The sequence below is a fragment of the Fibrella aestuarina BUZ 2 genome (assembly GCF_000331105.1).
GTDB classification, from domain to species: domain Bacteria; phylum Bacteroidota; class Bacteroidia; order Cytophagales; family Spirosomataceae; genus Fibrella; species Fibrella aestuarina.
Genome location: NC_020054.1, coordinates 3,063,209 through 3,089,388, shown reverse-complemented (window position 1 = coordinate 3,089,388; position 26,180 = coordinate 3,063,209). Strand labels below are relative to the sequence as shown.

Annotated in this window: 25 protein-coding genes; 11 read left to right on the top strand and 14 right to left on the bottom strand. The window is 57.6% G+C overall.

All coding sequences use genetic code 11. The annotated features are described in order from the left end of the window. The first annotated feature begins 69 nt into the window (after positions 1-69). Positions 70-381: a hypothetical protein gene (locus tag FAES_RS12590; RefSeq protein WP_148289353.1), complete on the top strand. Its 312-nt coding sequence runs from the start codon at positions 70-72 to the stop codon at positions 379-381. 89 nt (positions 382-470) lie between these two features. Here the strand turns inward: FAES_RS12590 and FAES_RS12585 are convergent, their stop codons facing one another. The 3 genes from FAES_RS12585 to FAES_RS12575 all read right to left on the bottom strand — a co-directional run bounded on the left by FAES_RS12585 (position 471) and on the right by FAES_RS12575 (position 5,134). Then, positions 471-2,189 carry a S41 family peptidase gene (locus tag FAES_RS12585; RefSeq protein ID WP_015331596.1) on the bottom strand — a complete coding sequence of 573 codons (1,719 nt, stop codon included), beginning with the start codon at positions 2,187-2,189 and terminating at the stop codon, positions 471-473. 266 nt (positions 2,190-2,455) lie between these two features. Continuing rightward, positions 2,456-4,441, bottom strand: coding sequence for an acetoacetate--CoA ligase (locus FAES_RS12580; protein ID WP_015331595.1), 1,986 nt, complete (start codon positions 4,439-4,441; stop codon positions 2,456-2,458). 120 nt (positions 4,442-4,561) lie between these two features. Next, entirely contained in the window at positions 4,562-5,134 is a 573-nt protein-coding gene (locus FAES_RS12575) for a YcxB family protein (RefSeq protein ID WP_015331594.1), read from the bottom strand. Positions 5,135-5,269: 135 nt separating this feature from the next. Here FAES_RS12575 and FAES_RS12570 point away from each other — a divergent pair, with 135 nt between their 5' ends. Continuing rightward, complete coding sequence (locus tag FAES_RS12570) at positions 5,270-7,186, top strand: PAS domain-containing protein (protein WP_015331593.1); 1,917 nt, start codon at positions 5,270-5,272, stop codon at positions 7,184-7,186. A 5-nt stretch (positions 7,187-7,191) separates the two neighbouring features. On the opposite strand, the gene FAES_RS12565 is transcribed toward FAES_RS12570, so the two are convergent. Beyond that, entirely contained in the window at positions 7,192-8,097 is a 906-nt protein-coding gene (locus FAES_RS12565) for an alpha/beta fold hydrolase (RefSeq protein ID WP_015331592.1), read from the bottom strand. A 186-nt stretch (positions 8,098-8,283) separates the two neighbouring features. On the opposite strand from FAES_RS12565, the gene FAES_RS30390 reads away from it, so the two are divergent. From FAES_RS30390 to FAES_RS12545, 5 genes are all read left to right on the top strand, one after another. Next, the gene (locus tag FAES_RS30390; RefSeq protein ID WP_015331590.1) at positions 8,284-8,451 is read left to right on the top strand and encodes a hypothetical protein; all 168 of its coding nucleotides are present in this window, start codon (positions 8,284-8,286) and stop codon (positions 8,449-8,451) included. Continuing rightward, positions 8,452-9,168, top strand: coding sequence for an HAD family hydrolase (locus tag FAES_RS12560; RefSeq protein WP_015331589.1), 717 nt, complete (start codon positions 8,452-8,454; stop codon positions 9,166-9,168). Between the two features lie 295 nt (positions 9,169-9,463). After that, on the top strand, positions 9,464-10,348 hold the full coding sequence (locus FAES_RS12555; RefSeq protein ID WP_148289352.1) for a hypothetical protein: 885 nt from the start codon (positions 9,464-9,466) through the stop codon (positions 10,346-10,348). A gap of 104 nt (positions 10,349-10,452) precedes the next feature. Further along, on the top strand, positions 10,453-10,791 hold the full coding sequence (locus tag FAES_RS12550) for an STAS-like domain-containing protein (protein WP_015331587.1): 339 nt from the start codon (positions 10,453-10,455) through the stop codon (positions 10,789-10,791). Next, positions 10,791-11,393, top strand: a complete 603-nt coding sequence (locus FAES_RS12545; protein ID WP_041257823.1) for a type II toxin-antitoxin system VapC family toxin — start codon at positions 10,791-10,793, stop codon at positions 11,391-11,393. The genes FAES_RS12550 and FAES_RS12545 overlap by 1 nt, the downstream gene beginning before the upstream one ends. 281 nt (positions 11,394-11,674) lie before the next feature. On the opposite strand, the gene FAES_RS12540 is transcribed toward FAES_RS12545, so the two are convergent. The 8 genes from FAES_RS12540 to FAES_RS12505 all read right to left on the bottom strand — a co-directional run bounded on the left by FAES_RS12540 (position 11,675) and on the right by FAES_RS12505 (position 19,072). Continuing rightward, positions 11,675-12,709 (bottom strand): hemin-degrading factor, encoded by a 1,035-nt coding sequence (locus FAES_RS12540; RefSeq protein ID WP_015331585.1) that lies wholly within the window; start codon positions 12,707-12,709, stop codon positions 11,675-11,677. 15 nt (positions 12,710-12,724) lie between these two features. Further along, complete coding sequence (locus FAES_RS12535; RefSeq protein WP_015331584.1) at positions 12,725-13,522, bottom strand: heme ABC transporter ATP-binding protein; 798 nt, start codon at positions 13,520-13,522, stop codon at positions 12,725-12,727. A 3-nt stretch (positions 13,523-13,525) separates the two neighbouring features. Continuing rightward, entirely contained in the window at positions 13,526-14,614 is a 1,089-nt protein-coding gene (locus tag FAES_RS12530; protein ID WP_015331583.1) for a FecCD family ABC transporter permease, read from the bottom strand. Positions 14,615-14,616: 2 nt separating this feature from the next. Beyond that, positions 14,617-15,477: a heme/hemin ABC transporter substrate-binding protein gene (locus FAES_RS12525; protein WP_015331582.1), complete on the bottom strand. Its 861-nt coding sequence runs from the start codon at positions 15,475-15,477 to the stop codon at positions 14,617-14,619. 25 nt (positions 15,478-15,502) lie between these two features. After that, the gene (locus FAES_RS12520; protein ID WP_015331581.1) at positions 15,503-15,853 is read right to left on the bottom strand and encodes a hypothetical protein; all 351 of its coding nucleotides are present in this window, start codon (positions 15,851-15,853) and stop codon (positions 15,503-15,505) included. 9 nt (positions 15,854-15,862) lie between these two features. Beyond that, complete coding sequence (locus tag FAES_RS12515) at positions 15,863-16,201, bottom strand: DUF6686 family protein (protein ID WP_015331580.1); 339 nt, start codon at positions 16,199-16,201, stop codon at positions 15,863-15,865. 124 nt (positions 16,202-16,325) lie between these two features. Further along, entirely contained in the window at positions 16,326-16,961 is a 636-nt protein-coding gene (locus tag FAES_RS12510; protein WP_015331579.1) for an HmuY family protein, read from the bottom strand. Positions 16,962-16,978: 17 nt separating this feature from the next. Then, entirely contained in the window at positions 16,979-19,072 is a 2,094-nt protein-coding gene (locus FAES_RS12505; RefSeq protein WP_015331578.1) for a TonB-dependent receptor plug domain-containing protein, read from the bottom strand. Positions 19,073-19,387: 315 nt separating this feature from the next. Here FAES_RS12505 and nadE point away from each other — a divergent pair, with 315 nt between their 5' ends. The 3 genes from nadE (at position 19,388) to FAES_RS12490 (ending at position 22,827) form a co-directional block, all read left to right on the top strand. After that, positions 19,388-21,451 (top strand): NAD(+) synthase, encoded by a 2,064-nt coding sequence (gene nadE / locus FAES_RS12500; RefSeq protein WP_015331577.1) that lies wholly within the window; start codon positions 19,388-19,390, stop codon positions 21,449-21,451. A 68-nt stretch (positions 21,452-21,519) separates the two neighbouring features. Further along, entirely contained in the window at positions 21,520-21,810 is a 291-nt protein-coding gene (locus FAES_RS12495; protein WP_229364469.1) for a hypothetical protein, read from the top strand. A 198-nt stretch (positions 21,811-22,008) separates the two neighbouring features. Beyond that, the gene (locus FAES_RS12490) at positions 22,009-22,827 is read left to right on the top strand and encodes a DMT family transporter (RefSeq protein ID WP_015331574.1); all 819 of its coding nucleotides are present in this window, start codon (positions 22,009-22,011) and stop codon (positions 22,825-22,827) included. Positions 22,828-22,849: 22 nt separating this feature from the next. On the opposite strand, the gene FAES_RS12485 is transcribed toward FAES_RS12490, so the two are convergent. Then, positions 22,850-23,677 (bottom strand): OmpA family protein, encoded by an 828-nt coding sequence (locus FAES_RS12485; protein ID WP_051054114.1) that lies wholly within the window; start codon positions 23,675-23,677, stop codon positions 22,850-22,852. A 275-nt stretch (positions 23,678-23,952) separates the two neighbouring features. Between FAES_RS12485 and FAES_RS12480 the strand changes: the two genes are divergently transcribed. After that, a complete protein-coding gene (locus FAES_RS12480) occupies positions 23,953-25,047 on the top strand; it encodes a hypothetical protein (RefSeq protein ID WP_015331572.1) in 1,095 nt (364 codons plus the stop codon). A gap of 21 nt (positions 25,048-25,068) precedes the next feature. Here FAES_RS12480 and FAES_RS12475 read toward each other — a convergent pair whose 3' ends face one another. Continuing rightward, positions 25,069-26,073, bottom strand: coding sequence for an AraC family transcriptional regulator (locus FAES_RS12475; RefSeq protein ID WP_041257822.1), 1,005 nt, complete (start codon positions 26,071-26,073; stop codon positions 25,069-25,071). Positions 26,074-26,180 lie beyond the last annotated feature (107 nt).

Here is a 26,180-nt window from a genome sequence, read left to right as displayed (position 1 = left end):
AATAGTTATATATTGCTCAACTATTCGCAGGAATGCCTGACGAACTACCTTGTGACCTTGTATCCTTCTATGAGAATTTTCTGGATTTCTACGGCAACCACGGCCAGCCTCTTCGTGGTAACGCTTACAGCGACACCTACCCAGGCCGCTGCCAGTCAGACCGTTGACCGGAGCGTATCGTCATCGACCAGCTCACGGACCACCACGTCGACGAAGGCCAAACCGGCCGATTCGAAACCCAGCTCAACGAAGCCCGTCTCAACAACGGGGGTCACTGCCACAACGACAACCGCCAAGAAAGATCGCCCCGGCAAACGATTCTGGGGTCGCATCATGGACCACTTCCGGGATATTCATTCCGCCGAGAAAAAGCCGAAATAATAAATAGTGTATCGTGTAGAATGACTAATGGGCTGGCGCGTCTTCTTTCTGCGCCAGCCCATTAGTCATTCTACACGATACACTATTTATTACTTCTTCGACACGCCGTTTGAGCCGAATTCCAGTTGGCGAGCCCGGTCGAAGAGGGTCAGCGCTTTTACGTAGGTGTTGTCGCTTTGGTTGGCGATGCGGTAGAACTCGTTGTTCTGCCCGCCCTTGTTGTTGCGCTGATACACGTAGCGGGCAATCAGGGCTTTCACCTGCGTACGGATGTACTCTTTCGACCGGTTAAACTCCGCCGCGTTGAATTTCACCCCCTCGGCTGTCGCGTCGGCCGTTAGTTGCTGCAACTGGGTGTCGGTCAGGTTAACGGCTTTGTCGAACTCGGCAAAGGGCAGTTTTTCCAACTGCTTGCGGTTGGCATTAGCGTAGGTCAGCGCGTACTCGCGGATGATGTTTTTGGCGTACAGTTGGCCCAGGTAGGCCGTCTGCCAGCTCGAATCGCGGGGCACGAAGTAGTCAGGCGTGATACCACCGCCGCCATAAACCGTGCGGCCCTTGTCGGTTTTAAATACCTTTTTAGGGTCGTTTTTGATACTGTCGGCGATGTAATACTCACCCCGTTTCGAGCGCAGGTCGAGTTCCTTTTCGTAGTCGCCCTCCTGCCCAGGTACGTAGGGTTTCTGGATGCTGCGGCCCGTGGGCGTGTAGTAGCGCGAGATCGTCAGCCGGAGTTCCGAGCCGTCGGAAAGCTGCACGGGCATCTGCACCAGCCCTTTCCCAAACGACCGCCGCCCCACGATATAGCCCCGGTCGTGATCCTGCAACGCACCCGCCACAATCTCGGAGGCCGACGCGCTACCCTCGTCGATGAGCACGATGAGCGCGCCGTCTTCAAATTGGCCAGGCAGCTTGGCGAAGTATTTCCGGTCGTAGCGGTCTTCCTTCCCGTCAGTGTACACCAGCAGTTTGTTGCCTTCGATAAACTCGTCGGCCATGTTGGTGGCGCGGTCCAGGTAGCCGCCGGGGTTGTTGCGCAGGTCGAGCACCAGTTGCTTCATCCCCTGCTGCTTGAGGTTGGCCAGGGCAGTCTTGAACTCTTCATAGGCCGAATCAGAGAAGCGGTTGACCTTCAGGTAACCCGTCTGGGTATCGACCATGTAGGCGGCATCGACGGCATAGGTTGGAATGCGGTCGCGGGTCAGCGTAACGACGCGGGGCTGTTGCCCTTTCGACAGGATCGTCAGCCGCACTTCGGTGCCGCGTTTGCCCCGCATGGCTTTGAACACCGCCGTGTTGTCGATGGCTTTACCGGTGAGCTTCGTTTCGTCGACTTGCAGAATCTTATCACCACTCTGGATACCCGCCGTTTCGGACGGGCCACCCGCCAGCGGCGTCACCACGTAAACGGTGTCTTTATAGATGTTGAACTCGACGCCGATGCCATCGAAACCACCCTCCAGTTGCGACCGGGCCGCAACGGCATCAGTAGGGTTCAGGTAGGCCGTGTGAGGATCGAGTTTTTCGAGCATTTTGCTGATCGAAAAATCAACCAGATCGTCGGTATTGACCGAGTCAACGTAGTTATTTTCAATCAGTTGCAGAATTTCTTTATATTTGGAATACCCCTTGCCGATGTTGTTCAGGTTTTTGGTTCCGCCAAAAAACGAGGCCCCAATCAGCACGCCGCCGGCCAGCGTCAGGCCAAGCAGCATAGGCAGCCGAACGATGGTCCGGTCGTTTTGTATAGGCTTTTTCTCCGGGGTATGTTCCGGTCCGCCGTTAATAGATTGGTCTTCGTTTCTCATCGTTGAGGTAATCAGATTGCTGTCTTACCTGCGTAACACCAAAATGGATGAATATTGTTTTCTATATCAAGCGAAAAGCCTGGCAATTAGTGGAGAGTATGGGGGGTAGTTGGGCGCCATCGGGCCGGTCGGTTTAACCGGGTATCGTGCCTGATGAACTAAGGTGACTAAATCGGGGGCTTTCGTTGCGCATCATCCCTTCTTTTTTCGGTTTCCAGCGACGAAAAAAGTGACGGAGTGCGCCACTTTTTTTGGGTCAACTGTACTTACGAAACCTGATACGTTTGCCCTTCGAACGCCCTCAAGGCACCGGGGTTCCGCATGGTATCGGGGCTGGCGACGCGGTCGGCCTGCTGGCCCATCAGAATTTTCTTCACGGGCGTTTCCATCTTCTTGCCGCTGATGGTGTACGGAATTTCGGCGATCTGATAAATGCTGTCAGGTACGTGCCGGGGGCTGTACTGGGTACGTAGCGCCTGCCGAATCCGCTGCCGCAGTTCGTCGGTGAGGGTGTAGCCGTCGCGCAGCACCACAAACAGGGGCATCTGGTAACTGCCGCCTTCCCGTTCGATGCCGACCACTAGGCTATCGGCGATTTCGGGCAGGTTTTCGACAGCACTGTAAATTTCGGCGGTGCCGATGCGCACGCCATCGCGGTTAAGGGTGGCGTCGGAGCGGCCGTAGATAATCACACTGCCCCGATCGGTGATTTTGATGAAGTCGCCGTGCCGCCAGATGTCGGGGTTCTGCTCGAAATAGCTGGCCTGATAGCGCTCATTGCCCCGATCGTTCCAGAAGTAAATGGGCATGGAGGGCATCGGTTCGAGAATCATCATTTCACCGAGGGCTTCGCGCACGGGTTCGCCCTGCTCGTCGAACGCCTCGACTTTGCACCCCAGCAGCCGGCACTGGATTTCGCCCGCCACCACCGGTAGCAGGGGGTTGCCACCCACGAAGCCGCTGCATACGTCGGTGCCCCCACTGAACGAGATGAGCCAGACGTCGGGGCGGACGGCCTCGTAAATCCAGCGGAAGCCTTCGGGCGGCAGGGGTGAGCCGGTGGAGCCGATGCTCCGCAACGAACGCAGGCCGACAGCCCGTCCGTTTTGCACGTTGCCAGGTTTGAGGCCCGCCCGCATGCAGGCGAGGTAAAAGGCCGCGCCCCCGCCAAAGTGCGTAATCTGCGCCTGCTCGGCCAGTTGCCAGAGCCGGTTGAGGTCGGGGTAGCCGGGTGAGCCTTCGTAGATCACCAGCGTGGCGCCCAGCAGCAGCGATGCCAGCGAGAAATTCCACATCATCCAGCCGGTGGTCGAATACCAGAAGTACCGCTCGCCCGTGTGCACGTCCTGATGCAGGGCCAGCGTTTTGAGGTGTTCGAGCAGGCAACCGCCCACGCTGTGCGTGATGGCTTTGGGCTTGCCCGTGGTGCCCGACGAGAACAGCACCCACATGGGCGCATCGAACGGCACCGGCGTGAAGGTCAGCTCGGTATGGGGGGTTGCCAGCACATCAGACCAGGCCGTTGTGCCAGCGGGTGCCGGGGCGTTGGGGTTTAGAAACGGCACCCAGGCGATGCGTTTGAGCGTAGGCAGCCCCTGCTGCATCAGGTCCAGTTCGGGCGTTTTATCGATGGGTTTGCCGTTGTAGGTGTAGCCATCGGCCATCAACAGCACGGCAGGTTCGATCTGCCGGAAGCGGTCGAGCACGCTGGCCGTCCCAAAATCCGGCGAGCAACTCGCCCAGACCGCCCCGAGTGACTGGGTTGCCAGAAAGCCCACGACGGCCTCAGGTACGTTGGGGAGCAGCGCCACCACGCGGTCGCCCACACCCACGCCCTGCCGCCGCAGCCACTCGGCCAGGGCGGCCACCTGCTGGGTCAGTTCGGCCCACGACAGGCCGCGCAGGCGGTGTTGTTCAGAGGCATAGAGCAGCGCCGGATGCTGGTTGTTGGCGTTGCGAAAAATATGCTCGGCGTAGCTGACCGTGGCGCCGGTGAACCACTGCGTGCCGATCATCCCCTGCCGGGGCCGGTCGATCACCTCGCGGTAGGGCGTGTGAAACTGCACGTCGAAATACTCAACGATGGTTTCCCAGAAGTCGTCGATGTTGGTCACCGACCAGTTCCAGAGGTCGTCGTAGTGGCGGAGGTAGAGGCCTTGCTTAACAAAGAGGTAGTCGATGAAGTGTTTCAACCGCGATTGGTTCTGAAACCGACCATCGGGCGTCCAGAGCGGTTGGGTAGGTTGGGTCATTGGGCAACAGGGGTACGTTCAACGTTCAAAGTCCAAGACTCAACGTGACTTTACTCGTCATACTACGTTGAGCCTTGGACTTTGAACGTTGAACGTACCCCTGTTCGCGTACCTTTTTTTTTATTTGGTCTCCTCAGGCAGCAGGCCTTTGCGTTTCAGGAGCATCTCCACAAACCGCTGATCGCTCTCGCTGTTGAAGATCGAAAACGGCAGATACAGAAACTGCGCCTTCCCCATCTGGTTGGCCACGTACTTCATCAGCGGGTTGAGCTGCCCGAGCGCGGCGGGGTCGCCGCCCGTGCCGAGTTGCAGCACGTAGGCTTCCTTGTCTTTCACCGCCGCCTTGATCATGTCCCACTTGATCATGCCGCCTTCTTTGGCGTTCACCTTCATCAGAATGTGGCGGCTGTCGATTTCATACATGTATTTGTCGAACATCGGCTTAAACTGTTCCGACTGCGAGACGCCCGTGAACTGAACCGCCCAAAACAGTACGTACAAGACAGTAAGTAGAATTACGACGATGTAAATCCAGAAATTCGGGTAGATGCCCGTCAGGTTCAGGATGGCATTGATGAGGATGAGGGCCAGCGGTATTCCGCTCCACAGCCAGTTGTCGCGAATCCAGCGACGGAACGCCAGGCTGATGTATGTCTTTTGGTCTAAGGCGTACTTTTTGGTTTTAATGGTCATACCCGTAAAAAATGAAAAGGCAAAGATAGGGTTTGTAACGTAGGGAATGAGCGATTAGACCAGAACGCTTCGCAGGTCGGTTTCAACGCCTATATTTACGGGCGTACCCAGGTACCTTGCTCCTCTTTTATATCAATGTCAACCTCGACGTCTTCGTTGCGTTCTGGCGACGCACAGCAACTGCTCGACAAGGCAATTACGGCCATTGCCGCCCTGGAAGCTGTCCGTGATGAATCGGGCCAGATCATCGACTTCCGCTACACCATCGTTAATCAGCAGGTCGAGCAGTGGTCGGGCCTCAGCGCCAGCCAGATCGAAGGCCAGCGGCTGTTGACCCTCTTTCCCGGCACCAAACGAAGCGGCCTGTTTGACCGCTGGGTGCGGGTGGTGGAAACCGGTGAGCCCATTCGGTTTCAAGAACACTACAGGGAAGGCCAAACCGACGTCTGGTACGACACGCAGGCCGTGCGGCAGGGGGATGGCCTGATCGAATCGTTCAGCGACATTACCACGCTCAAAGCAGCCGAATTGTCCCGCCAGCAGGATACAGACCAGTTGCAGCAACTGATCGACACGCTGCCTTCCATGCTGGCCATCTCCGAAGCGGTGCGCGACGAGGAGGGGCGAGTGATTGATTTCCGGGTGCTGAGTGCCAATCAGGCCGCGTTGGCGCTCTTCAACCGGACACCCGATCAACTCATCAACAAGCTCGTCTCGGAAGTATTCCCCTACGATCAGCACAATGGGGTATTTGCAGGCTACGTGCATACGGTAACCACCGGCGAACCGCAGCAATTGGAAGTGCCGATCGACACCCCGAAAGGCCGCGAGTGGTTCGACATCCGCATTAAGCTGCTGTCGCCCGAACGCCTGTCGGTATCGGCGCTGAACATCACCCAATTGAAGGAAGCTCAGCTGCTGAATCAGCACCAGGCCGACACGCTCTGGCAGGTAATGAACACGGCCCCCACGGCCATTGTACAGCACGACGCCATCCGCGACGAGCAGGGCAATATCATCGATTTCAGGATGACGATGATCAACCAGGTGGCCGCCGACTGGCTGGGCGGCAGCCCCGATGCCTTCACGAATACGCCGCTGTCGGCCCGGTTTCCGGGCGTGCAGCAGACCAGCGTGTTCACGCGCTACTGCCGGGTAATCGAGACTGGCGAACCAACACGCTTCGAACGCCTGCTCAACGGTATCTGGTACGATTTCTCGGTGGCTAAATCGGGCGATGGCTGCCTGGTGGTGGCGATCGACGTGACGCAGAACCATCAGCAACGGCAGAAATTGGCTGCTACCAACACCGAGTTGATCCGATCCAACGATAATTTGGCGCAGTTTGCCTACGTGGCCAGCCACGACTTGCAGGAGCCGCTGCGCAAAATTCAGTCGTTCGGCGACGTACTGAACAACCAGTTTGGCCATCAGCTTAGCCACGACGGCCTCGACCTGCTGCTGCGCATGCAGGCGGCGGCTAACCGTATGTCGCTCCTGATCAAAGACTTGCTCGATTACTCACGCATCTCCACGCACAAAGATTCGTTCGGCCAACTGTCGTTGGACAAGCTTGTTCAGGAAGCACTCGACGATCTGTATGTGGTTATTGAGGAGACCAAGGCCGTTATTGACGTCCCCTCGTTGCCGACTATAACGGGTGACTACCGGCAAATCAAACAGCTGTTGCAGAACCTGCTGTCCAACGCGCTCAAGTTTCACAAGCCCGATCAGCCGCCGCATATTGTGATTAGAACGCAGCGGATTACGCGCGCCCAGTTGCCCACTCACGCAACCATCACCTCGCAGGCGAGCCATTTCCAGGAAATCACCGTTCAGGACAACGGCATCGGTTTCGACAGCAAATTTGCCGACCGCATTTTTCAGGTATTTCAGCGGCTACACGGGCGAAGTAAATACCCCGGCACGGGCGTCGGGCTGGCCATTTGCCGGAAAGTAGCCGAAAACCACGGCGGCACCATTACCGTCAAAAGCGAAACGAATCAGGGAAGCACGTTCCGGCTGTACCTGCCCGAATCGGACGTGGCCTGACGGCGTTACGGATGGCGGGTCAACGAGATGGAAGCCTGAGGCACGGGCGGCAGAATATCGAGCAAAATATCGGCAATGTAGTCGCGCTTGTTCACCACGATATCGTGCCGGCTGTCGGGCAGGATAAACTCTTTGAACCGAGCATTCCGCAGTTGTTTTTTGGCAAAGGCAACGTTGGTCGGATACACCAGGTTATCGCGCAGCCCGTGCAACATGGTGATGCCCGCCGTAATCCGTGGCCAATCGGGCAGAATCGCCTCCAAGGCTTTGCGGTGTGCCAGTTTTTCGTCGTTAGCCAAGCGCAGTAGCGGCGGCGTCAGTGACTTAATCGGCTCTTTGTCGACCAGGTAACTAATGTCGTAGGTACGTTCGAGTCCCGGCCCCAGCGCCGACGAGACAAACACCACCTGATCGATGACGCCGGGGTTGTTCATGGCCAGCCGCGCCGATACCGACCCACCGTAGGAGGACCCCACGATGATCAGGTACGGCGACGATTTGTAGCGGTCGATGAGCGGTTGCAGTAACTCAGCCTGCCGCACCACCGACGGCTCGACCCGGCCAAAATCCGAGTAGCCGTAGCCGGGGCGATCAACCGCCACCAACTGCGCCCGGTTGAGCAGCGTGGTATCCCGAAAAAATTCGTTGAAAAAGGAGAGCGAACTCGGCGCACCGTGCACAAACACCACCGTGGGTTTGCCCGGCAGGTGGGGCGTTTCCATGTAGCGGATGGTGCGGTCGGCGATCTGATAGCGATGCACCGTAGGCTGGACGCGCTGTCCGGCAAATTCAGCACGCAGTTGCTCATCGGTCTGGCGGAAGTCAAATACCCAGGCCAACGCCACCAGCACCAGCGCCAGCGCGACAACTCCGGTTAAACTCCAGCCAAGAATACGGGTAACTCGTTTCATAGCGTAATTACGGGTGGTACCTTCTCTACTAACTAAAATTGAGCCAGTAGCGATTGGCCCGGTCAGGGTCTGGCGCCGTTTGCTTACCCAACGGGAAAGCCGCCAAACTCAACTTATCAAACCAAGCCACGACGAGGTAGTTTAGTTCGTGAGCAACAATCGGTGCAAACCCGTACACAACACAACATGGAAAATCAACCCAACGAAACCGACCAGGATCTACCTAACCTGTCGAAACTGGCCAATCCCGACGAATCAGCTTTAGGTATGGACGAAAACCCGGACGCCGAGAAGCCCGCCGGTGCCGCCGAGCTGATGACACCCGACAACGCCCCCGGCCCCGACGACAACTAGATGCCGCCCCGCTTTATCGACCAGTTCGACGTCCTGCTCTTCGATCTGATGGACACGCTGATGTTTGGCGGAAACCGCTTTTCCGCCGACGAAGACTACGCCCGGACCTACCGGCAACTGGGCGGCACGTACCTGAGCGATCGGGTGGTGCAGCAGGTTATTCACGATACCTGGTGCCGCATGAGCGACCACTACGGCGACCCGGCTTATTACGATAATTTCCGGCCCGCCGACCAGTACATCGCCGAGACGCTGGCAGCAATGGGTCTCCCCCCGACCGATCTGGCGCGGCTGCATGATGTGTTTGCCCGCCACGAGCTGGGTCACGTTCCCGACGGGCATTGTCAGGCGCTGCGACAATTGGCGCAGACGCATCGGCTGGGACTGGTAAGCAACCTGTGGTCGGGGAAGACCCTGTTTGTCGATGCCTTTACGCAGTGCGGCATCCACGATTTGTTTGAGCACCTCGTCTTTTCGTCAGACCACAGCAGCATCAAACCCGCCCCTACCCTGTTCCGGCTCGTGCTGGGTACGTTGGGCGTAGCGCCGCAGCAGGCCCTGTTCATCGGCGACAGCGTCGAGCGCGATGTGGTCGGCGCGGCAAGCTTAGGTATGCAGGCCGTGCTTGTTACTGGTACCCGGGAAGCAACTTCGCGAGTGCGAGACAATCTCTACAAGGGGAAGACTGTCACAGATATTTGTGCTTTATTGGGCTAGCGATGATGAGCCATTATTAAGCGAGTAACACTGAACACGAAAAAGCTGGCCGAAACGCTCATCCCTATTCCATCACTAGCCCGGCAAGATGAGTTTCTGGCCCTCCGGCAAAAGCTGATGCAAATGCAGGCTACCAACGTACAAAGTGCCGCCATGCTGTCGCAGCTCATGCCCAGCCTGCTGGCTCAGGCGTTTGGGGAGCAGTAGAATCAAGTAAACGTATTAGTTGGTTTCCTTACAAATCGGTCTTAAATGGTTAATATTGTCTACCGTCACGTAGATGTACTTAACCGGTATGCAGCTTGAGATGACTCGTTACCCGCTGGAGGGGCAAATACGCACAGACTTTACTGGGTTTCGTCAGTTGTGGCGACTTTATGACACATTGAAAGATGTTTATGACCGTGAAGTGTTCCTTGATTTCAGCGAATTAGATTGGTTTGATGCCAATTTAGCTGCTGTTCTGTGCGCCTTACAATACAAGCTTCAGACAGAGAACAGACTTACGTTTGTTGTTGATCATCAACACATTGCGGGCAAATTTGACGTACTTCACCGCAATGGTTGCTTTCAGCCAAATGAAGAACGTATTCAGGATGTGCGGCAAAGTACGGTGACGAGCACTCATTTTTATGCCGATCAACACATTTCTTACGAGCAATACGTAAAAAATGACTTATTTGAGCATCGAGGGTTGGCAGATCTACGTAACACGAATAGAAACATAGCTACCCGCATCCGAACAGACCTGTTCGAGGTGTTTAACAATTATAAAACCCACGCTCAGACAGAGGCACCGTTCTTCGTATGTGGGCAATATTATCCACGAGATCATCGTGTAGTGTTCACAATGGTTGACTTGGGCGTTGGTTTTTTGCCACCGATACAAACGTTCAGTAAAGGCGCAATTACTACCTCTTTAGAAGCAATCCGATGGGCACTAAAAGGCAACTCTACGGTAGTGTACGAAGACGAAACAAGTGGCTGTGGGCTGAGCGGCATATTGAGCTTTTGCAAGCAACACGGGGGTGAATTACAGTTAGTTACGGGCGATACCTTTTGGAGCACTCAACTGCTTACCACCGCTTACGAAGGGTACAAATCGTTCTCACATCCTTTCTTTGGAACAGCTATTAGCATTACGTTTAACGGGCTTGATAATTTGCCATTACTTTCCTAACTTTCTATACAAACGATCCATTCTATGACGCAAATTGTTCTACCTTTGCACGCTTTTTGCTGCGTATTGCACACAGAGCAATTATTAACCTCAGAATTATAGCTATGAACCTGGTCATTGCAGATTGCATCAAAAGCCAGACTGCTGCTTTTCGGAACGAGGGTCAGGAAGTGTATAATCGCATGGAAAAGGCCATGCAAGCCAGACAGCCGTTTACGTTGTCATTCGCAGGTTTGGATACCTGTTCGACCCAGTTTCTCAACGCCAGTATTGGCAAACTTTACCGCACCTTCGAGGAGGCGGACATCAATGCCCACATGACGATCACGGGCATCGATTCACAGGATACGATTCTGCCGGAAATGATTAGCCGGACAATCGACAAGGCCCTGCGTCCCGAGCATTACGCCGAGCTAATGGAACAAACCTTAGCCTACGCCTAATGCCTTTCAGTGCGCTTCCTATCAAGAACCACAATCCATTTCCTGGCCGGAAATATTTGTTCGACGCCAACGCCTGGATTTTTGTTTTGGAAGCAGACCTGGAACTAAAGCAAAGCACTACATCGAAAGCAGATTTATATATTGACCTGCTTGGAAAAATCAATCAAGCGGGTAGCCCTAAACCAAAAGTAGTGCTACCCGCTATTGTTTTGTCTGAGGTTGTCAACCGTCTTTTGCGCTCTTACTACTTTCCGTTGTTCGTTGAACAACACAAAACGCTAATTACATCGGGTAGTGATAGTCAGAACTACAAACAGGTCTACAGACCACATCATCAGTTTAGGATTGATTACGAGGTAATACTATATAACATCAAGGCTTACCATAATATCCTTGAACTAGTCAGCGATGGATTCGGTGAAATGAGTGTCAGGAACGTATTTACCAAGCCCGATAATACGCTGGATTTTAATGATTACTTGCTGGTCGACATAGCTAAGAGAAACAATTTTATTGTAGTGTCTGACGACGGTGATCTGGCTGGTAGAGATATCACTGTTGTGACAGGAAATCAGGCAATGTTAAGATGGCAAGCAACATAATTGATAAGTTGTGGAGCAAGTCCAATACGCCCCGGTCGCAAGCCGGGTTTTTTATTGGCTACTAACTCAGCAAACCCTTTCCTGCCGCATATTTATTCGCCAAGTATACAATTCGCTCATTCGACCTTGAAACTACTGAAAGTTGCCGCTGGTTTGCTCAACCAGACCTTGCTGGACTGAAGCCGCGACAGCCCCGAGCGCGACATAGCCGGTGCCGAAGCCCTCGAGCTGGGTACGTTGCAAGAGCATAAGGCAAACCATTTATTTCAGTCTATAACCCATCAGGCGGGTTGCGCCAGGGTGTCGTTCACGACCGCGCGCCAGCTTTCCAACTCGGGTTTACCCGGTTTGCGTTCACCGAAGACCAGCGCCAGATTTTGGCCGTCTTTGTCGAATAATTCAAGTGCCGTGACGATCCCGTCGGCCGTAGGCTTTTTGGTGAGCCACACCTGATCGACCAGGGTTTCGTTGAGGTGCAGGTTGAACGTCGGGTCGAGTACGTTGTACCACGGCCCCATCTGCACGAGCTTGTTAACCGGGCCGGTATGAATCTGAATGCAGCCGGGGTTTGACACAAACACCATGATCGGCACGGTCCGCTCGGCTGCTGTGGCAAACACCTGCTTCAGCAACTCCATCGAAAGCAACTGCGCGTGGCCCTCGGGTGCCAGCCGCAGCCCCTGCTGCCGCCCAACGCCATACTGACGCAGCAGCCCGAAGAACTCGTGCGTATCCTGCATGGCCAGCCAGCTTGCCTGAAAACCCGCCACGTCGATATCGTCATCGGCTTGGTCGACCGGTTTCTCCAGAGGTGCTTCTACCAGCAGGCTATCCGACTGATCGTCGGTCCGGAACGCAGCAACGAGAGTTTCGTAGGCGTCTAGATTGGATTGTTCGGTGAGGTAAATTTTATGGATCGCCCCGCCCTGCGCGTTGAAGAATTGCAGGCTCCGGCGCTCGTTTTCGTTGACGGCAAAGCCCCACCGCCAGCTTTGCATGAACAACCGAAGGTCGATGTCGGGACCAAGCACCAGCCCCACGTGGTTGGTAAACGAGACCTTTTCGTAGACGCCTTTGCGTTCGTGCACCAGCGCGTCGTTGCGGGTCAGCGCCATTACATAGCCCAGCGAGGTCACCTGTTTGAGCAACTCGCGAAAGTCGCCCGACAGCCGGACCACAGTTTCGCCCACGCCCGTAACGAGCAGTTCGGCTTCGGATACACCGAGTTGGTTGGCGGCATCGCGGATGCGTGCTTTTGGGTTTTGCTGGCGGAACGCAGCCCAGCGGTTTTTGAGTGAAATTGTGTCGGTCGTCATCGTTTATGCGGCAGATTAGTGGCTAAAAGCTGAATGAAAGTTGGGGATAGGAACAATCAGTGGACAGTGATGGCAGGGGTTGTCGAGCAGTTGGACGGGCAGGCCAAATACCCGTTCGATCAGGGCTTCGGTGAGCACCTCACGCGGTGTCCCGTAGGCTTCCCGCCGACCCGCTTTCAGCATAAGCAGTTGATCGGCGTATTGGGCGGCCATGTTCAGGTCGTGCAGCACCGCGATCACCGCGTAGCCCCGGCGGGCCATTTGCCGGGCCACGTCGAGCAGTTGGTGCTGATGCAGCAGGTCGAGGCCCGTGGTGGGTTCGTCGAGCAATAGCAGGCCGTTGGGTACGTCCCACACCTGTGCCAGCACCCGCGCCAATTGCACGCGTTGCTGCTCGCCCCCAGAGAGCGTGGGCACGATGCGTTGGCTGAACGCCCGCATCCCCACCAGCTCGAGGGCGGCCTCGGCGATGGCATGGTCGGCGTCGGTCGGGTGCGCCCCGTAATGTGGAGAGCGACCCATCAGTACCAGTTCGCCCACCCGAAACGGAAACGTCAGCGGGTTTTGCTGGTGCAACATACCCCGAAACCGAGCCAGTTGACCGCTGGTGTAGGCCCGTAGCGACGTACCCAGCACGTCGATGGTGCCGGTGTCCGGGTTCATTTCGCGGGCGCAGAGCTTGAGCAGCGTGGATTTTCCCGCGCCATTCGGCCCGACGATGGCCAGCAATTCGCCCGCCCGAACGCCGAACGATACGTCGTTCAGGAGCGGTCGCGGGCCGATTTTGTACGACAGGTGGTTGGCTTGCAGCATAGCTTAGGTGGTTGACCGTTCCTTGATAAGCATCCAGAGAAAAACGGGCGTCCCGAGCAGGGCCGTCAGAATCCCGATGGGCAATTCGGCGGGAGCGACGATGGTGCGGGCCAGCGCGTCGGCAGCGGTCAGCACGATGGCGCCACCCAGGGCCGATCCGGTCAGCACGCGCCGGTGATCGGACCCGGCTACGAGCCGGATCAGGTGCGGGATGACCAGCCCGATGAACCCGATGATCCCCGCCACGGCCACCGACGTCCCGACGGCCAGTGTCGCCAGCACGATAACCCGGCGTTTGAGGCCGGTGATGTGTACGCCCAGCATGGCGGCCTGACTTTCGCCCAGGGCCAGCAGGTTGAGCGATTTGGCCAGCCGGGGCAATCCCAGCAGCACGACGATCGTGAACGGCAGAATGGTGAGCACGGTGGTCCAGGTGGCGCCGCCCAGGCTCCCCAACGCCCAGAACGTGATGGTGCGCAGTTGATCGTCGGTGGCCAGGTACGTGAGCAAGCCCGTCAGGGCACCGGCCAGCGCATTGATGGCAATACCCGCCAGCAGCATCGTGGTGACCACCGACCGCCCCGCCACCCGCGCCAGCCGATACACCAGCAGGGTGGTTCCGCAGGCGCCACCAAACGCCACCAGCGACAGCGCGTAGAAGCCCAACAGGCCGCTCAGTTTCTGAAACAGCGTCACCTCCAGCACGATCATGCCCACGGCCGCCAGCGAAGCCCCCGACGAAATCCCGATCAGGCCGGGGTCGGCGAGGGGGTTACGAAACAGCCCCTGTATGGCCGCGCCCGCTACGGCCAGCCCCGCACCAATGAGCAGACCCAGACATACGCGCGGCAAACGAATGCCCGTCAGGATCACCGCTTTGGTTTCATCAACTGCCCCGGTCAGCCCAAGCGAATGGCCGAGGATGGCCAGCACCTCGGCGGGCGAAATAGCAACCGCCCCCACGCCCACCGATAGCAGGCTGGTGAGGAGCAGGCCGCCCGTCAGCACGGGCATAAGCCAGGGCCGGTGGAGGGTTACCACGGGCTCAGCCGGGCGGCTTCGGGGCGGGGCGGTGAGCGTATTCACGTTCATACTTACAGGGTGCCGCCAGGAGCGATTTTGCGGGCCAGTTCACCGATGGCTTTGCCCAGCCGGGGTGTGAAGCCAGTCAGCAGGTGGCCGTCCATCATTACGAATCGTTTGTTTTTACCCGCGTTGGTTTGCGCAATGCCCGGTACGTTCAGCAAGCCGTTGGCCCCGCCCAGGCTTTCCAGCCCACTGTCGAACAGCAGAATGATATCGGGATTAGCGCCCACGAGCGCTTCGGCCGTCAGGGGTTTGAAATCGTCGAACTGGTTGGTGGCGTTTTGCCCGCCCGCCAGTTCGATCATTTTCTCGACGGGCGTACCGCGACCCGCCACGAACATCGTACCGGCCCCACGGGCGTAGATAAACAGCACCTTCGGCCGACCCGCCGCTTTCTTCACACCGGCGACCTCGGTGTCGACCTGCCGAATCAGGCCCCGCGCCTTGCTGGGTACGCGGCAGGCCGTGGCGATGTCGGTAATCAGTTTTTTGGTGCCCTCGACGCTAAACTCCTGTTTGAAGCTGACGACCTCCACCCCCGCCGAACGCAGTTGGTCGAGCACGTCGGCTTTGGTACCCGCCTTTTCGGTGGTCAGCACGAGCGTGGGTTTCTGCGCCAGTACGCCTTCGGCAGAAATAGTCCGGTTGTGGCCCACCTTGGGCAGTTTTTGCAGGCTTTCCGGGTACGTGCTCGTCACGTCGACGCCCACCAGGCGGGCCTGTAGGCCCAGATCGCAGAGAATTTCGCTTACGGTGCCGTCGAGCGAGACAATGCGGGGGGACGTTTGCGCGTGGGCAAAGCCAGCGAGAAACAGCAGGCCGATCAGGAAGCTTAGGGGCCTGAACGATCGGTTATGTAGGTAGCGCATGAGGCTCTATGAAGGGGTTATGTGGTTAGTTGGGCGACAGTCGGCCGCGCATCAGCAGGTCCAAGTCGAGGCGCAGGCAGGCCAGGTGCAGGCCGCGTAGAAGCTGATCGCGCTCGCCTTCGGTCAGGTGCATCCCGATCGCCTGAAAACCCGCCCGCACCATCGTGTCGCGCACGTCGAGCAGGCCAACGAGGTAGCGCTTGGCCGTCGACAGCGTATCGAGCCGACGAATCAGGGCGTACAGATCGGTCAGGTTCAGAGCCATCGAGATGTTCTGAAAATACAGCTCGATTTCGCCACAGCAGCGGCATTGGGCCAATAGCAAACCGGGCTCGTCGACAAGGACGCGGTGCGATGCATTGAGGTCAGCCTTCATATCGATGCGTTAGTTCAGGCGTTGGCTCAGACTCAGGATACGCTCGGCTTCCAGTACGGGCGCCGCCTCCGTCAGCAAAGCGCACAGGTTCCGCAGGTCTTCGTCGGAAAACAGCAGAAAGTAATTGGGCATGGGCGTGGGCAACATCAACGATTTGCCGTGGCTCGTGCTGACGGGGCGCATGGCCAGCCGGTCGTGCATCATCACGGCAAACGCCTCGAACTGATCGAGCGTGAGGCAGAACAGGGAGTTCTGAAACGCTACGTTGATGACCCGGCACCCGGCACAAAGGCCCACGTACCCAAATCCGGTTTCGGCAAACGTTCTAAACGTGTGATTGTGCTGCATGACAAGCGTGGTTGGCCGGCGGCCCGGTTAGTTGGAAACGAGTTGGCTAAAAGGTTGTGCCTGAGCGGGCGACCAGCCAACAGCGGTCGCCGCGCCAGGACTTGGGTCAACGCGCCGGGATTGGCTAGTTGAGTTTCGTGGAGCCATCGGGCTGGTAGGCGTACCGGAAGGTATAAAAGCGCGCCCGGCTGGCCGACGTTGGGGCGGCAGGGGCATTTTCGTAGTAGCTCAGGATTTCCAGCTTGGCGTATTTACCGTCGCCCGTCCGGATCACCAGCACCCGGCCCGGAATGGGCGTGATGATGTTTGTGGATGAATTGTAGTTGTACCAGCCGTTGCCCGACACCGCCGGAATGGCCAGCGACGACGGCGTCTGATCCTGCGCGAAGGTGGCCGAGGTGGGGATGGTGGTCAACTCATCGAACGTGCCGGTGTGTACGTAAGCGCCGCCCTGTCCGCTCCGGATGGGCCCGCCGTTCACGATGACACTCGTTCCCCGAAACCCAACGTCCCATTTATTGGTAGCCGAGTCGGTGTTGGCGACGGTTTTGTTGTCGCGCAGGTTGTAGAACGTGTATTTTCCGGTAGTGCCCGTTGGCTGGCCCGTGGTGGGGTTGACTCCTGTCGTGGGGTCGGCGGGGAGGTTGCTCACGGTTTGGGCCTGAACGGGAACGACAGGCTGGGTCGTATCGTCTTTTTTGCAAGCAAAGGTGGTGGCAAGCAGCGTCGCGGCGAGGAGTAATTGAACCGTAGTTTTCATTGATTTTTGAGTGTTAATTAATTGGTTGTATTGACTTTACGCGTCCAGGCCCACCGCAGGCTGGCATACCAGAGCCGCCCGGCCAGCGACGGGATGTATTGGGGATCGGTGTAGCCGGTGAGGTTATCGATGCCTACCTGAAGGGTGAGGCTGTTGATGGTTTTGGAGGCCGTCAGGTGCCAGGTAACGTACCCAGGTACGTATTCGCCAGCCTCATCGAGAATGAGGTTGCCGTTCACGTCGGCAAAGCCGTACCGGCTCCCAAACACGCCCCGCACCGATGCCGCCAGCCCGTGTTTGGGTAGTTCATAGAACGCTTTCAGGTTGGCCATGTGCCGCGAGCGATTCAGCAGCCCCCCGTAGTCGGCCAGTTGAACGCGCTCGGTGCGCAGCGTGGTCGGGTTGCGCCGGAAGAGTTGCCCGTTGCGGATGCTCTCGACAACGGCCTTGTCTTTGGCTTCCATGAACTGATAGCCGGTGCTGACCGTCAGTTGGCCCGCGCCCAGCGCCAGCCGGTAACTCCCGTCGACTTCGGCCCCCTGCGTAAATACCCGGCTCAGGTTAGTGTAGCTGAAGACGTTCTGCCCATTCGTTTTGCGGGCCACCACCTGGGTTTCGATCAGGTCGCGGATATCGTTCCGAAACAAGTTGATCGACAGTCGGAGCGGCCGGTCGTATTGTTTCTGAAAGTCGGCCACGGCACCCAGGTTTACGGCCACCGAGCTTTCGGCCTTAATGGCCCCGAAGCGGGCCGGATCGAGCAAAATCTCGGCGATCTGCCCCTGCTGTTGCAGCCGGGCAATGCCAGCGGCCACCTCCTGCGTGCCGAAGACGCTGTAACCCGCCACGGCATTGTCGAAATTGAGGTGGAGCTGCCGAAAATCGGGCGCTTTGAAGCCAACACCCGCACTGCCCCGAAGCGCCACCGTCTGACTCAGTTCGTACCGGGCCGAAAGCTTGGGGCTGAATTGGGCTGCATATTGGCTGTGCGCGTCGAAACGCCCCCCGGCAATGAGGGTAAACCGCTGCGTGGGCACCCATTCGAGCTGCGCAAAGCCGTAGCGGGTAGTAAACTGCTGCCGACCGGGGTAACGGGTCGCTTCCACGCTTTCACCGATAAAACCAGCCCCCACCGTCAGGAAATGGCGTTTTTGCAGGGTGTGTTCCGTAACGATCTCGGCCCGGTTGAACGTCTGCCGGAAATAGCTGTCGTCGTAGTCCTCGCCCGTATCCTGGTACGCCAGGCCAGTGGTGGTCTGATAGCCCGTGCGGTAGTAGCGGTACGTCAGCTTCCAGCATTCCGACACCTGCTGCGTCAGCGTCGGATTAATCGTGTATTCGCGAACGGTCCCCTCGCCCGCTACCACCCGCTGATCGGTCAGGCTAAAGGCATTATCCTGTCGTTCAGCGAAGTAACGACCCGACATACTCAGCTTTAGCCGACTCCCGAAGGCCGTCGTCAACCGCCCGCTGAGCGTGTGATTGACAAACGGCGACACGGTATTGCCCGGGGTTTCGGGACTCAGGTCATACCCACCCGACCCATAGCGGTTGCCAAACAGCGTGAGGCTCGTTTTGCCGCGCTTCAAGGCTACGTCGCCCGTGAAGTCGCTCGTTCGGTTGGCTCCATACCGCGCCGAGAGGCTACCGCTCGTCCGCGCCGGATTGTCGGTGATGATATTGACAACGCCGGCCAGCGCCTCGGAACCGTACAGACTCGACGACGGGCCTTTGACGATCTCAATCTGTCGGATGTTACCCACCGTTAGGCGGCTCAGGTCGAGCGTGCCTGCCGTGCGCCCCACCAACGGCTCCCCATCGACTAGGATCAAGGTGTAGTCGGGGCCAAACCCCTGCACCTGTAGCCCCTGCCCGTGGTCATTGACGATGGCCAGCCCTGTTTGCTCCCGCAGGATGTCGTTCAGACGCAGGCTACCCGACTGCCGGATCTGCGGCTGCCCGATTACCGTCACCGGCATAGGCAGTGCCCCTACGCTCCGCTCCGAACGGGTCGCCGTAACCACCACAGGGTCAAGCTGTTTTGTCCCCGACGAATCGGGCGACGGGGCCGGCTGCTGACAGACAGATAAGGCAAGTAAAGTCAGAAACATACGTTGGCGGGAGCTTGAGTTCGCTGCAAACGTAGGCCTTGTTTATATTTGATCCAAATAAAAACTCTCTTTGTTTAGATTTTTTCTAAACAATTTAATTGACTGGTTAACTCGACTGTTGTCTATTGCAAGGCACTCATTGATTCTTCCCTTCAGGTACGTTGCTGGCCTGATTGGGTGGCTATCTGACGTATGGTGCTTACCCAAATCGGCGGCTGAGTAGCGCAGTAAACCCATTTTCTGTGATCGGTTGTTATACCTTCGCGAGGGCAATTCGCCGCTCTGCATGTCCTGTTGACTCTCTCTATACCTGGAATGAACCTACTCAAAGTTGCCGCCGGGGTGTTGAATCAGACACCATTAGCCTGGGATCATAACCGCCAAAACATCATCGACGCCATTGAGGCGGCCCGGCAGCAGGGCGTCAGCCTGTTGTGTCTGCCCGAACTCTGTATCTCGGGCTATAATTGCGAAGACATGTTCTACGCGCAGAATACGATCGATCAGTCGATTGCGTCACTGCTCGATATTGTGGGGTACACGGCCGATATAGCCGTATCGGTAGGGTTGCCCATGCGGCACAACAACCGCACCTTCAACGTGGCCTGCTTCATGGTGAACAAGCGTATTCTGGGCTTCGTAGCCAAACAATATCTACCTGGCAATGGCATTCACTACGAGCCGCGCTGGTTCCAGCCCTGGACGGTGGGCGTGCGTGACGAAACCCACATTGGCGAGTTTAGCTATCCGTTCGGCGATCTCGTGTTTGACCTGTCTGGCATTCGAATCGGCTTCGAAATCTGTGAAGACGCCTGGATTGCCAACCGGCCGGGGCGGGCGCTGTATGAACGGGGCGTCGATATCATCTTGAATCCGTCGGCGAGCCACTTCGCGTTTGGCAAATCGGTTACCCGCGAGCGCCTGGTGGTCGATGCATCGCGGTCATTTGGCGTTAGCTACGTGTATACCAATCTGCTGGGCAACGAAGCCGGACGGGCTATCTACGATGGCGATGCCATGGTGGCGTCGAATGGCGAACTACTGGTGTCAGGGCCGCGCCTCAGCTATGAAGACATGCATATCGTGTCGGCGGTGATCGACGTAGACCTGACGCGGCTCAACCAGACGCAGAATCGGGGGAATCTGGCCTTTGCCTTGCCCAATCTGCGCGTCACCGACCGCTTTAACTGGCCCGATACCGCACCGGTCGTTCAGAAAGCCGAACTGGAGCCCTGGGAGCGCTTCGGCAGCATCAAGGAAGAAGAATTTGCCCGCGCCGTCGCCCTCGGCCTGTTCGACTACCTGCGCAAAAGCCGGTCGCAGGGGTACGTGCTGAGCCTCTCGGGCGGGGCCGATTCGTCGGCGATTGCCGCTACGGTGTACCTGATGGTGCGCATGGCCGTGGAAAACATCGGGCTGGATGGCGTGAAGCGCAAACTCAATAACCTGAAAGCCATTCAGGATTGCGACTCGGCCGAGGCGATGGTGGGTAAACTACTGACGACCATCTATCAGGGCACGCAAAACTCGTCGGACGATACGTACCTGTCGGCGAAAGAACTAGCGGAGAGCCTGGGCGCTACGTTTATGAACATCAACATCGACGGGCTTGTGGGTACGTACCGGGGCCTGATCGAGGAGCAGTTGGGCCGCGCGCTATCGTGGGACACCGACGATCTGGCCCTGCAAAACATTCAGGCGCGGGTGCGGGCGCCGGGCGTCTGGATGCTGGCCAACATCAAAAACGCGCTGCTGCTGAGCACGTCCAACCGCTCGGAAGCGGCCGTAGGCTACGCCACGATGGATGGCGACACGGCGGGCAGCATCTCGCCGATTACGGGCATCGACAAACAGTTTCTGCGCAGTTGGCTGCGTTGGCTTGAAGAAGAAGGCCTGAATGTGGTGAATACGCCATCGCCCGACGCCCGCATCAAACTGGCGGGCCTGCATCGGGTCAACACCCTACAGCCCACCGCTGAACTGCGCCCCCTCGACCGCAACCAGACCGACGAAGACGACCTGATGCCCTACGACGTGCTGAACGAGATCGAGAACGTAGCCATTCGCGACAAACAAGCCCCTATCGCGGTGCTGAAATGGCTCGAAGCCCGCTACAATGGACAGGATGGCACTCAGCCATACGATCGCGAGAAGCTGATTATCTGGATCGAACGCTTCTTCAAGCTATGGAGCCGCAACCAGTGGAAACGCGAGCGCTACGCACCCAGCTTCCACCTCGACGACCACAGCCTCGACCCACGTACCTGGATGCGCTTCCCGATTCTGTCGGGTGGGTTCGAGAAAGAACTCGCCGAACTCCGCGACTGGGCCAATGAACACAACGCCAAAGGCAACCGGAAAGGCAAAATCGGGTTCTAGAAACCATCCAGCACGTGTAGAGACGGAACATCTTGTACGGTCTACGGTCCACCGTTGTATCTCTACACGTGCGCCAGCCTGTCGCCATTTTCAATATCTTTATGTTGAACCGCGTCGCTACCGCTATGACTGATATGAAAACCTTGCTGCACCAGCAGATTGACCGTCTCGACGACCCACATGACATTCAGGATTTACTCTTGACTGTGAGTGCATTTGTGGGGCAGCGCACAAACATGTTTGCTGAAACACCCGCGCTTCTCAATCAGCTGGAAGAAGCATTAGTTGCTGCCAAGACGGCACACCTTACCCCACACGATACCGTAGCCAACGAGTCGAAACAATGGATTACACGGTAGTATGGACCGATGAAGCGAAAGAAAATTATCGGCTTCTTGCGCTTCGCCAAAACAACTTACCGCGTTGACGATCGGTATGTCCATTCATTCGCTTATGCGAGCAGTTACCGACGTACCTACTGATTTCTTCGACTGAATTCCCTGACTGTGTCTCAGCCCAGCCGCACCGCCCAGTTTATTCCCGGTTTTTTATTTGCCATGTTATGGGCCTCTGCGTCGGTAGCCACGAAGTTCGGGGTGCAGTCGGTGGCGCCACTGGTGCTGGCCACCGTTCGCTTTCTGATTGCCGGGAGTGGGATGCTGCTGTTTGCGTACGGGATTCAGCGCGGCAATCCACTGCCTAAGGGCATTGAATGGCGGCGGCTGACGATCTTTTCCTTCCTCAATACGGCCCTGTATCTGGGGCTGTTTGTACTGGCCTTGAAGCAGGTATCGGCGGGAATCGGTAGTCTCTCTACGGCCACCAATCCGCTGTTTATCACGCTGCTGTCGGCGATCTGGCTGCGGCGACCCCTGCGTTGGCAGGAAGGCGCGGGCCTGCTGCTGGGCCTGCTCGGCGTGGTGGTGGCCACGATTCCGCTGCTGGAGCAGGCCTACGCCACCGTCGACGGCCTGCTGATCTTGCTGGGAAGCATGATTTCGGTCTCCGCCGCAACTGTTTATTACGCCCGCTACGAATGGGCGCTGCCGACGCTGGTAATCAACGGCTGGCAGGTGCTGCTTGCCGGGTTCATGCTGCTACCCATCACCCTGCTCACCACTGACCTCTCGACGTCGCAGTTCGACGTACGCTTCTGGGCATCGGTCGGCTGGCTCATCGGGCCCGTCTCGGTGGTGGCGCTGCAACTCTGGTTCGGGCTGGTGCGGGTCGATGCCGTCCGGGCGTCGCTGTGGCTATTTCTTTGCCCCGTATTTGGCTTTATCTACTCGGCCCTGTTTACGGGCGAGCCCATCACCCTCTACACGCTGGCGGGTACGTTGCTCGTCATCGCCGGCCTCTGGATGGGGAGGAAATGAGTTTAAAGTTTGAAGTTTAAACTCATTTCTCTCCTACAATGGTCACTTCGACGCGCCGGTTCATAGGGCGGGTTTCTTCGTAGTTGTTGGTTTTGGCCGGGCGCGTGCCGCCGTAGCCACGGGTACGTATCCGGCTGGCCGCAATACCCTTGCTCAACACGTAGGTTTTCACCGTTTCGGCCCGCTGACGCGATAGCAGGACATTCTGATCGAAATCGCCCTGGTTATCGGTGTGGCCCGCCAACTCGACAGTGAGCGTAGGGTTCTGGTTTAAAAACTGCACCAGCTTATCCATCGCCCCGCGCGATTCAGGTAAGACCTCGGCGGTGCTTTGCGTAAAGAAAATAGACTCGATCTCGGCAGGAAGCACCGATGCCGTTAGGGCTGGTGCGGGCGGTGTGCCAACCGGCGAGGCGGCGGTGACGGGTTTGGGAGGGCTCGGTCGGCTGGCGGTGGCCGAGGTAGCTCTGGGACGCGTCGGTACGGCGGGCGCCTCGGTAGTGGGCCGGGCAGGAGGCGGGATACTGGCCGTTGCCGGCGTCGAGTTGGTGGGGATGGATTTGGTCAGATAGACCGTTTTACCCACTCGCGACACGACGCGTGGGTCTGAGAAGTCGATCTGTTCGACGCTATTGACATAGCCTTTGGCCTGCACAATAATCTGGTACAGTTCTTTGGCGCTCAAGCTCAGCCGGAAGCTACCATCCTGCACTGTTGTCTTCGAACTGGCGACTTTACCGGCCATGCTGAAGGCCTCGACTTTGGCTCCTACTATAGGCTGCCGGGTGGCACCGTCGAGCACCAATCCTTCCAGCGACGCCTTTTCGATTTGCCCAAAAACTGGGCTCACACTACACCCCAATACCCACAAAAAACTCCAAAAAACGATTCGACTCATAATACACACGTTACGGCTCAACGGCCCGCAAAGGTACGGCCTACCGCCCGATTAATGGTGCCTGATGGGCCGACCGAAACCTAAAAAACGGACCGAAATCTGGCATTAAAAAGTGCGCTCAGGAAGTCTAAAAAATTTATTACAACCCATTGATTTACAGCGATATGTACACCATCAAATAACCACTAAAAAGGAACGTGAGCAGGGGCTCTTTTTGTTAGTAGAGTATGAGAGAAATAACCCACGTGCCGATGGCTCCCATGCCCACTCTGGTGCCCGCTACGCCTCCGCAGGAAGGTCCGCGTGACGCCGCCGCTACGCCGGCTGATGAGACCTGGCGGAAGTCTATTCCAGCGCAGGTATTTTTGAATCACTTCTTCGCGATGGATTACCATATCCAGCATCAGAACGATCTGTTCGACCTGGCCAAATTCCCGATCTTTCAGCAGTTTGGGGGCTTAGGCGCGGCAGATAACAAGGCGCTGGAGAAGCTACTGCTCAACAGCTGGAGCGCCGAATACGCCCTCCGCATTACGCCGGTTGTCAACGACCGGTCGGCCGACTCGGAACAGTACCTGCAAAGCTCGTTGCACTGGACGTTTCCGCAGGCCTATTACAGCATTTTGTTTAGTGCCCGGGCCTTTCTGGCCGTTCAGGGCATCAACGTCAGCAACGAAGAGCTGATCCGCAAACGGATCGGCAACATGGTGGTGCGCGGGCATTATCCGGCCTCTATTGGGTATTACGCGCTCGGCCCCATCAACAGCTACCGCATTCAGCGTCTGCCTATGGCCAAGCGCATTGCCGAGTCGGGTCGCGATCTGACGTTGCCCTCGCGGCACTCGTCGGCGCAGATCGAACTGGCGCAGTTCCTGAAAACGACCCGCGATCAGCGGATCAAGGCCCTGCGCAACATGGTGCAAAAGAACCCGAAGACGGCGATGCGGTCGGCCAGGACGGGTGAGGTGTTGCAGAAGTTCGGTCCTGAGCAATACAAGGTGCTGGCCAAGCAGATTGGCTATACCACCTACTTCGACATGCTCAGCCGCCTGCGCATTTCGTCGAACAATCCGGGCGGTGCCCCGCGCGAAATCGAGCGGTTCGTTGATTCGGAGATCGACGTGCGGCTGTTCCACCAGAGCCTGGTCAATATCGTGGGGCATGTGAACACGGTACACGAGGCCTACGTGGCGAAAGCGCTCGGTATCGATGCCTACCGGCAGTTGGTGGCCAAGTTGCCAACGTACCTGCAGGAGAGCTTCGTGCGCGACCGGCTGACCACCGTGATCGAGCCGATGCTTGCCGCCGCCATTACTCAGTAACTTTTCGGAGTACCTCCCTCTTCATAGACCGGCCCCTGCCTCTTGGTAGGGGCTTTTTGTTGCCCGGTGGTTCGACTGGTTGCGCCATTTCCGGGCCGCATGCAGGTACGCGCTCGATGCCGAGTAACCAAGGATATAAGCAATATCCTGCGTACCCAGCGTTTTGCCCCGCTCCAGGTGGCCCGCCATCTGTCGTTTCAGCTGGTCGGCGATCGTCCGAAACGAGGTTCCTTCGTCCGTCAGTCGACGCTGGAAGGTGCGGTGGCTTAGGGCAAACTGCGCCACTACCTGATCCAGTTGGGGCAATTCGGGCGCGCACAGGCTGAGCGTCATCCGACGTACCTGCTCGGCAAATGGGGCATTGGGGGCGGGGGGCTGGCTTGTCAGTTGCAAAAACAACGGCAGTAGGGCTTCGATGTTCGTCAGGCGGCGCCGGTTGATCGGGCCGGCAAGTTGCCCCGGATCGAGCCTGAGCCGGTGACCATCCGACGAGGTTACGGGACTGGCACAGAGCCGCCGGTAGGCGTCGAGTTGCTCGTAGGGCAGTTGCATGTCGGCCACGTTACCGTCGATCATAAGCCCAATCTCGCGCGCCATCAGGATCAGTACCGAATCGAGCAATTGTTGGGTGGCAGGCGTGGCGGGCAGGGGGCTGTGGAGGCTGATTACCACCTGCGCGTTGCTCTGCGCTGTCTGTACCGATACGACCGGGAACGAGCTGGCCAGGTACTCGCTCAGGAGCCCCATCGCCTGCTCGATGCTCGACGTTGCCAGCGAAATCTGGTAGATCAGCCCCAATCCTTTCAGATTCAGAAAATAGCCAAAATGGAGGCCGAGGTGCGGGTCGTTGCCCTGCGCGATCATCGCCTCCCAGACACGCATGTAGTCGGCCGCAGTCACCCGCCCCTGCGGGTCGTGCAGGTCGGTGTCGGGCGTGTCGAGCAGGCGTTGGAGCGTCGCGACAGACAAGCCTTTGCAGGCGGCAAAGTCAAACAGACTGAGTAAGTGGGAGGCCGACAGCATCATAGCGTATGGAGCGGAGTGCTGGCGCAAAATAACCATCATTTGGCGTAAACTATCAATCTGGCACCCACACAGCCCCGGACCTTTGTCGCAGTCAATGACATAACACC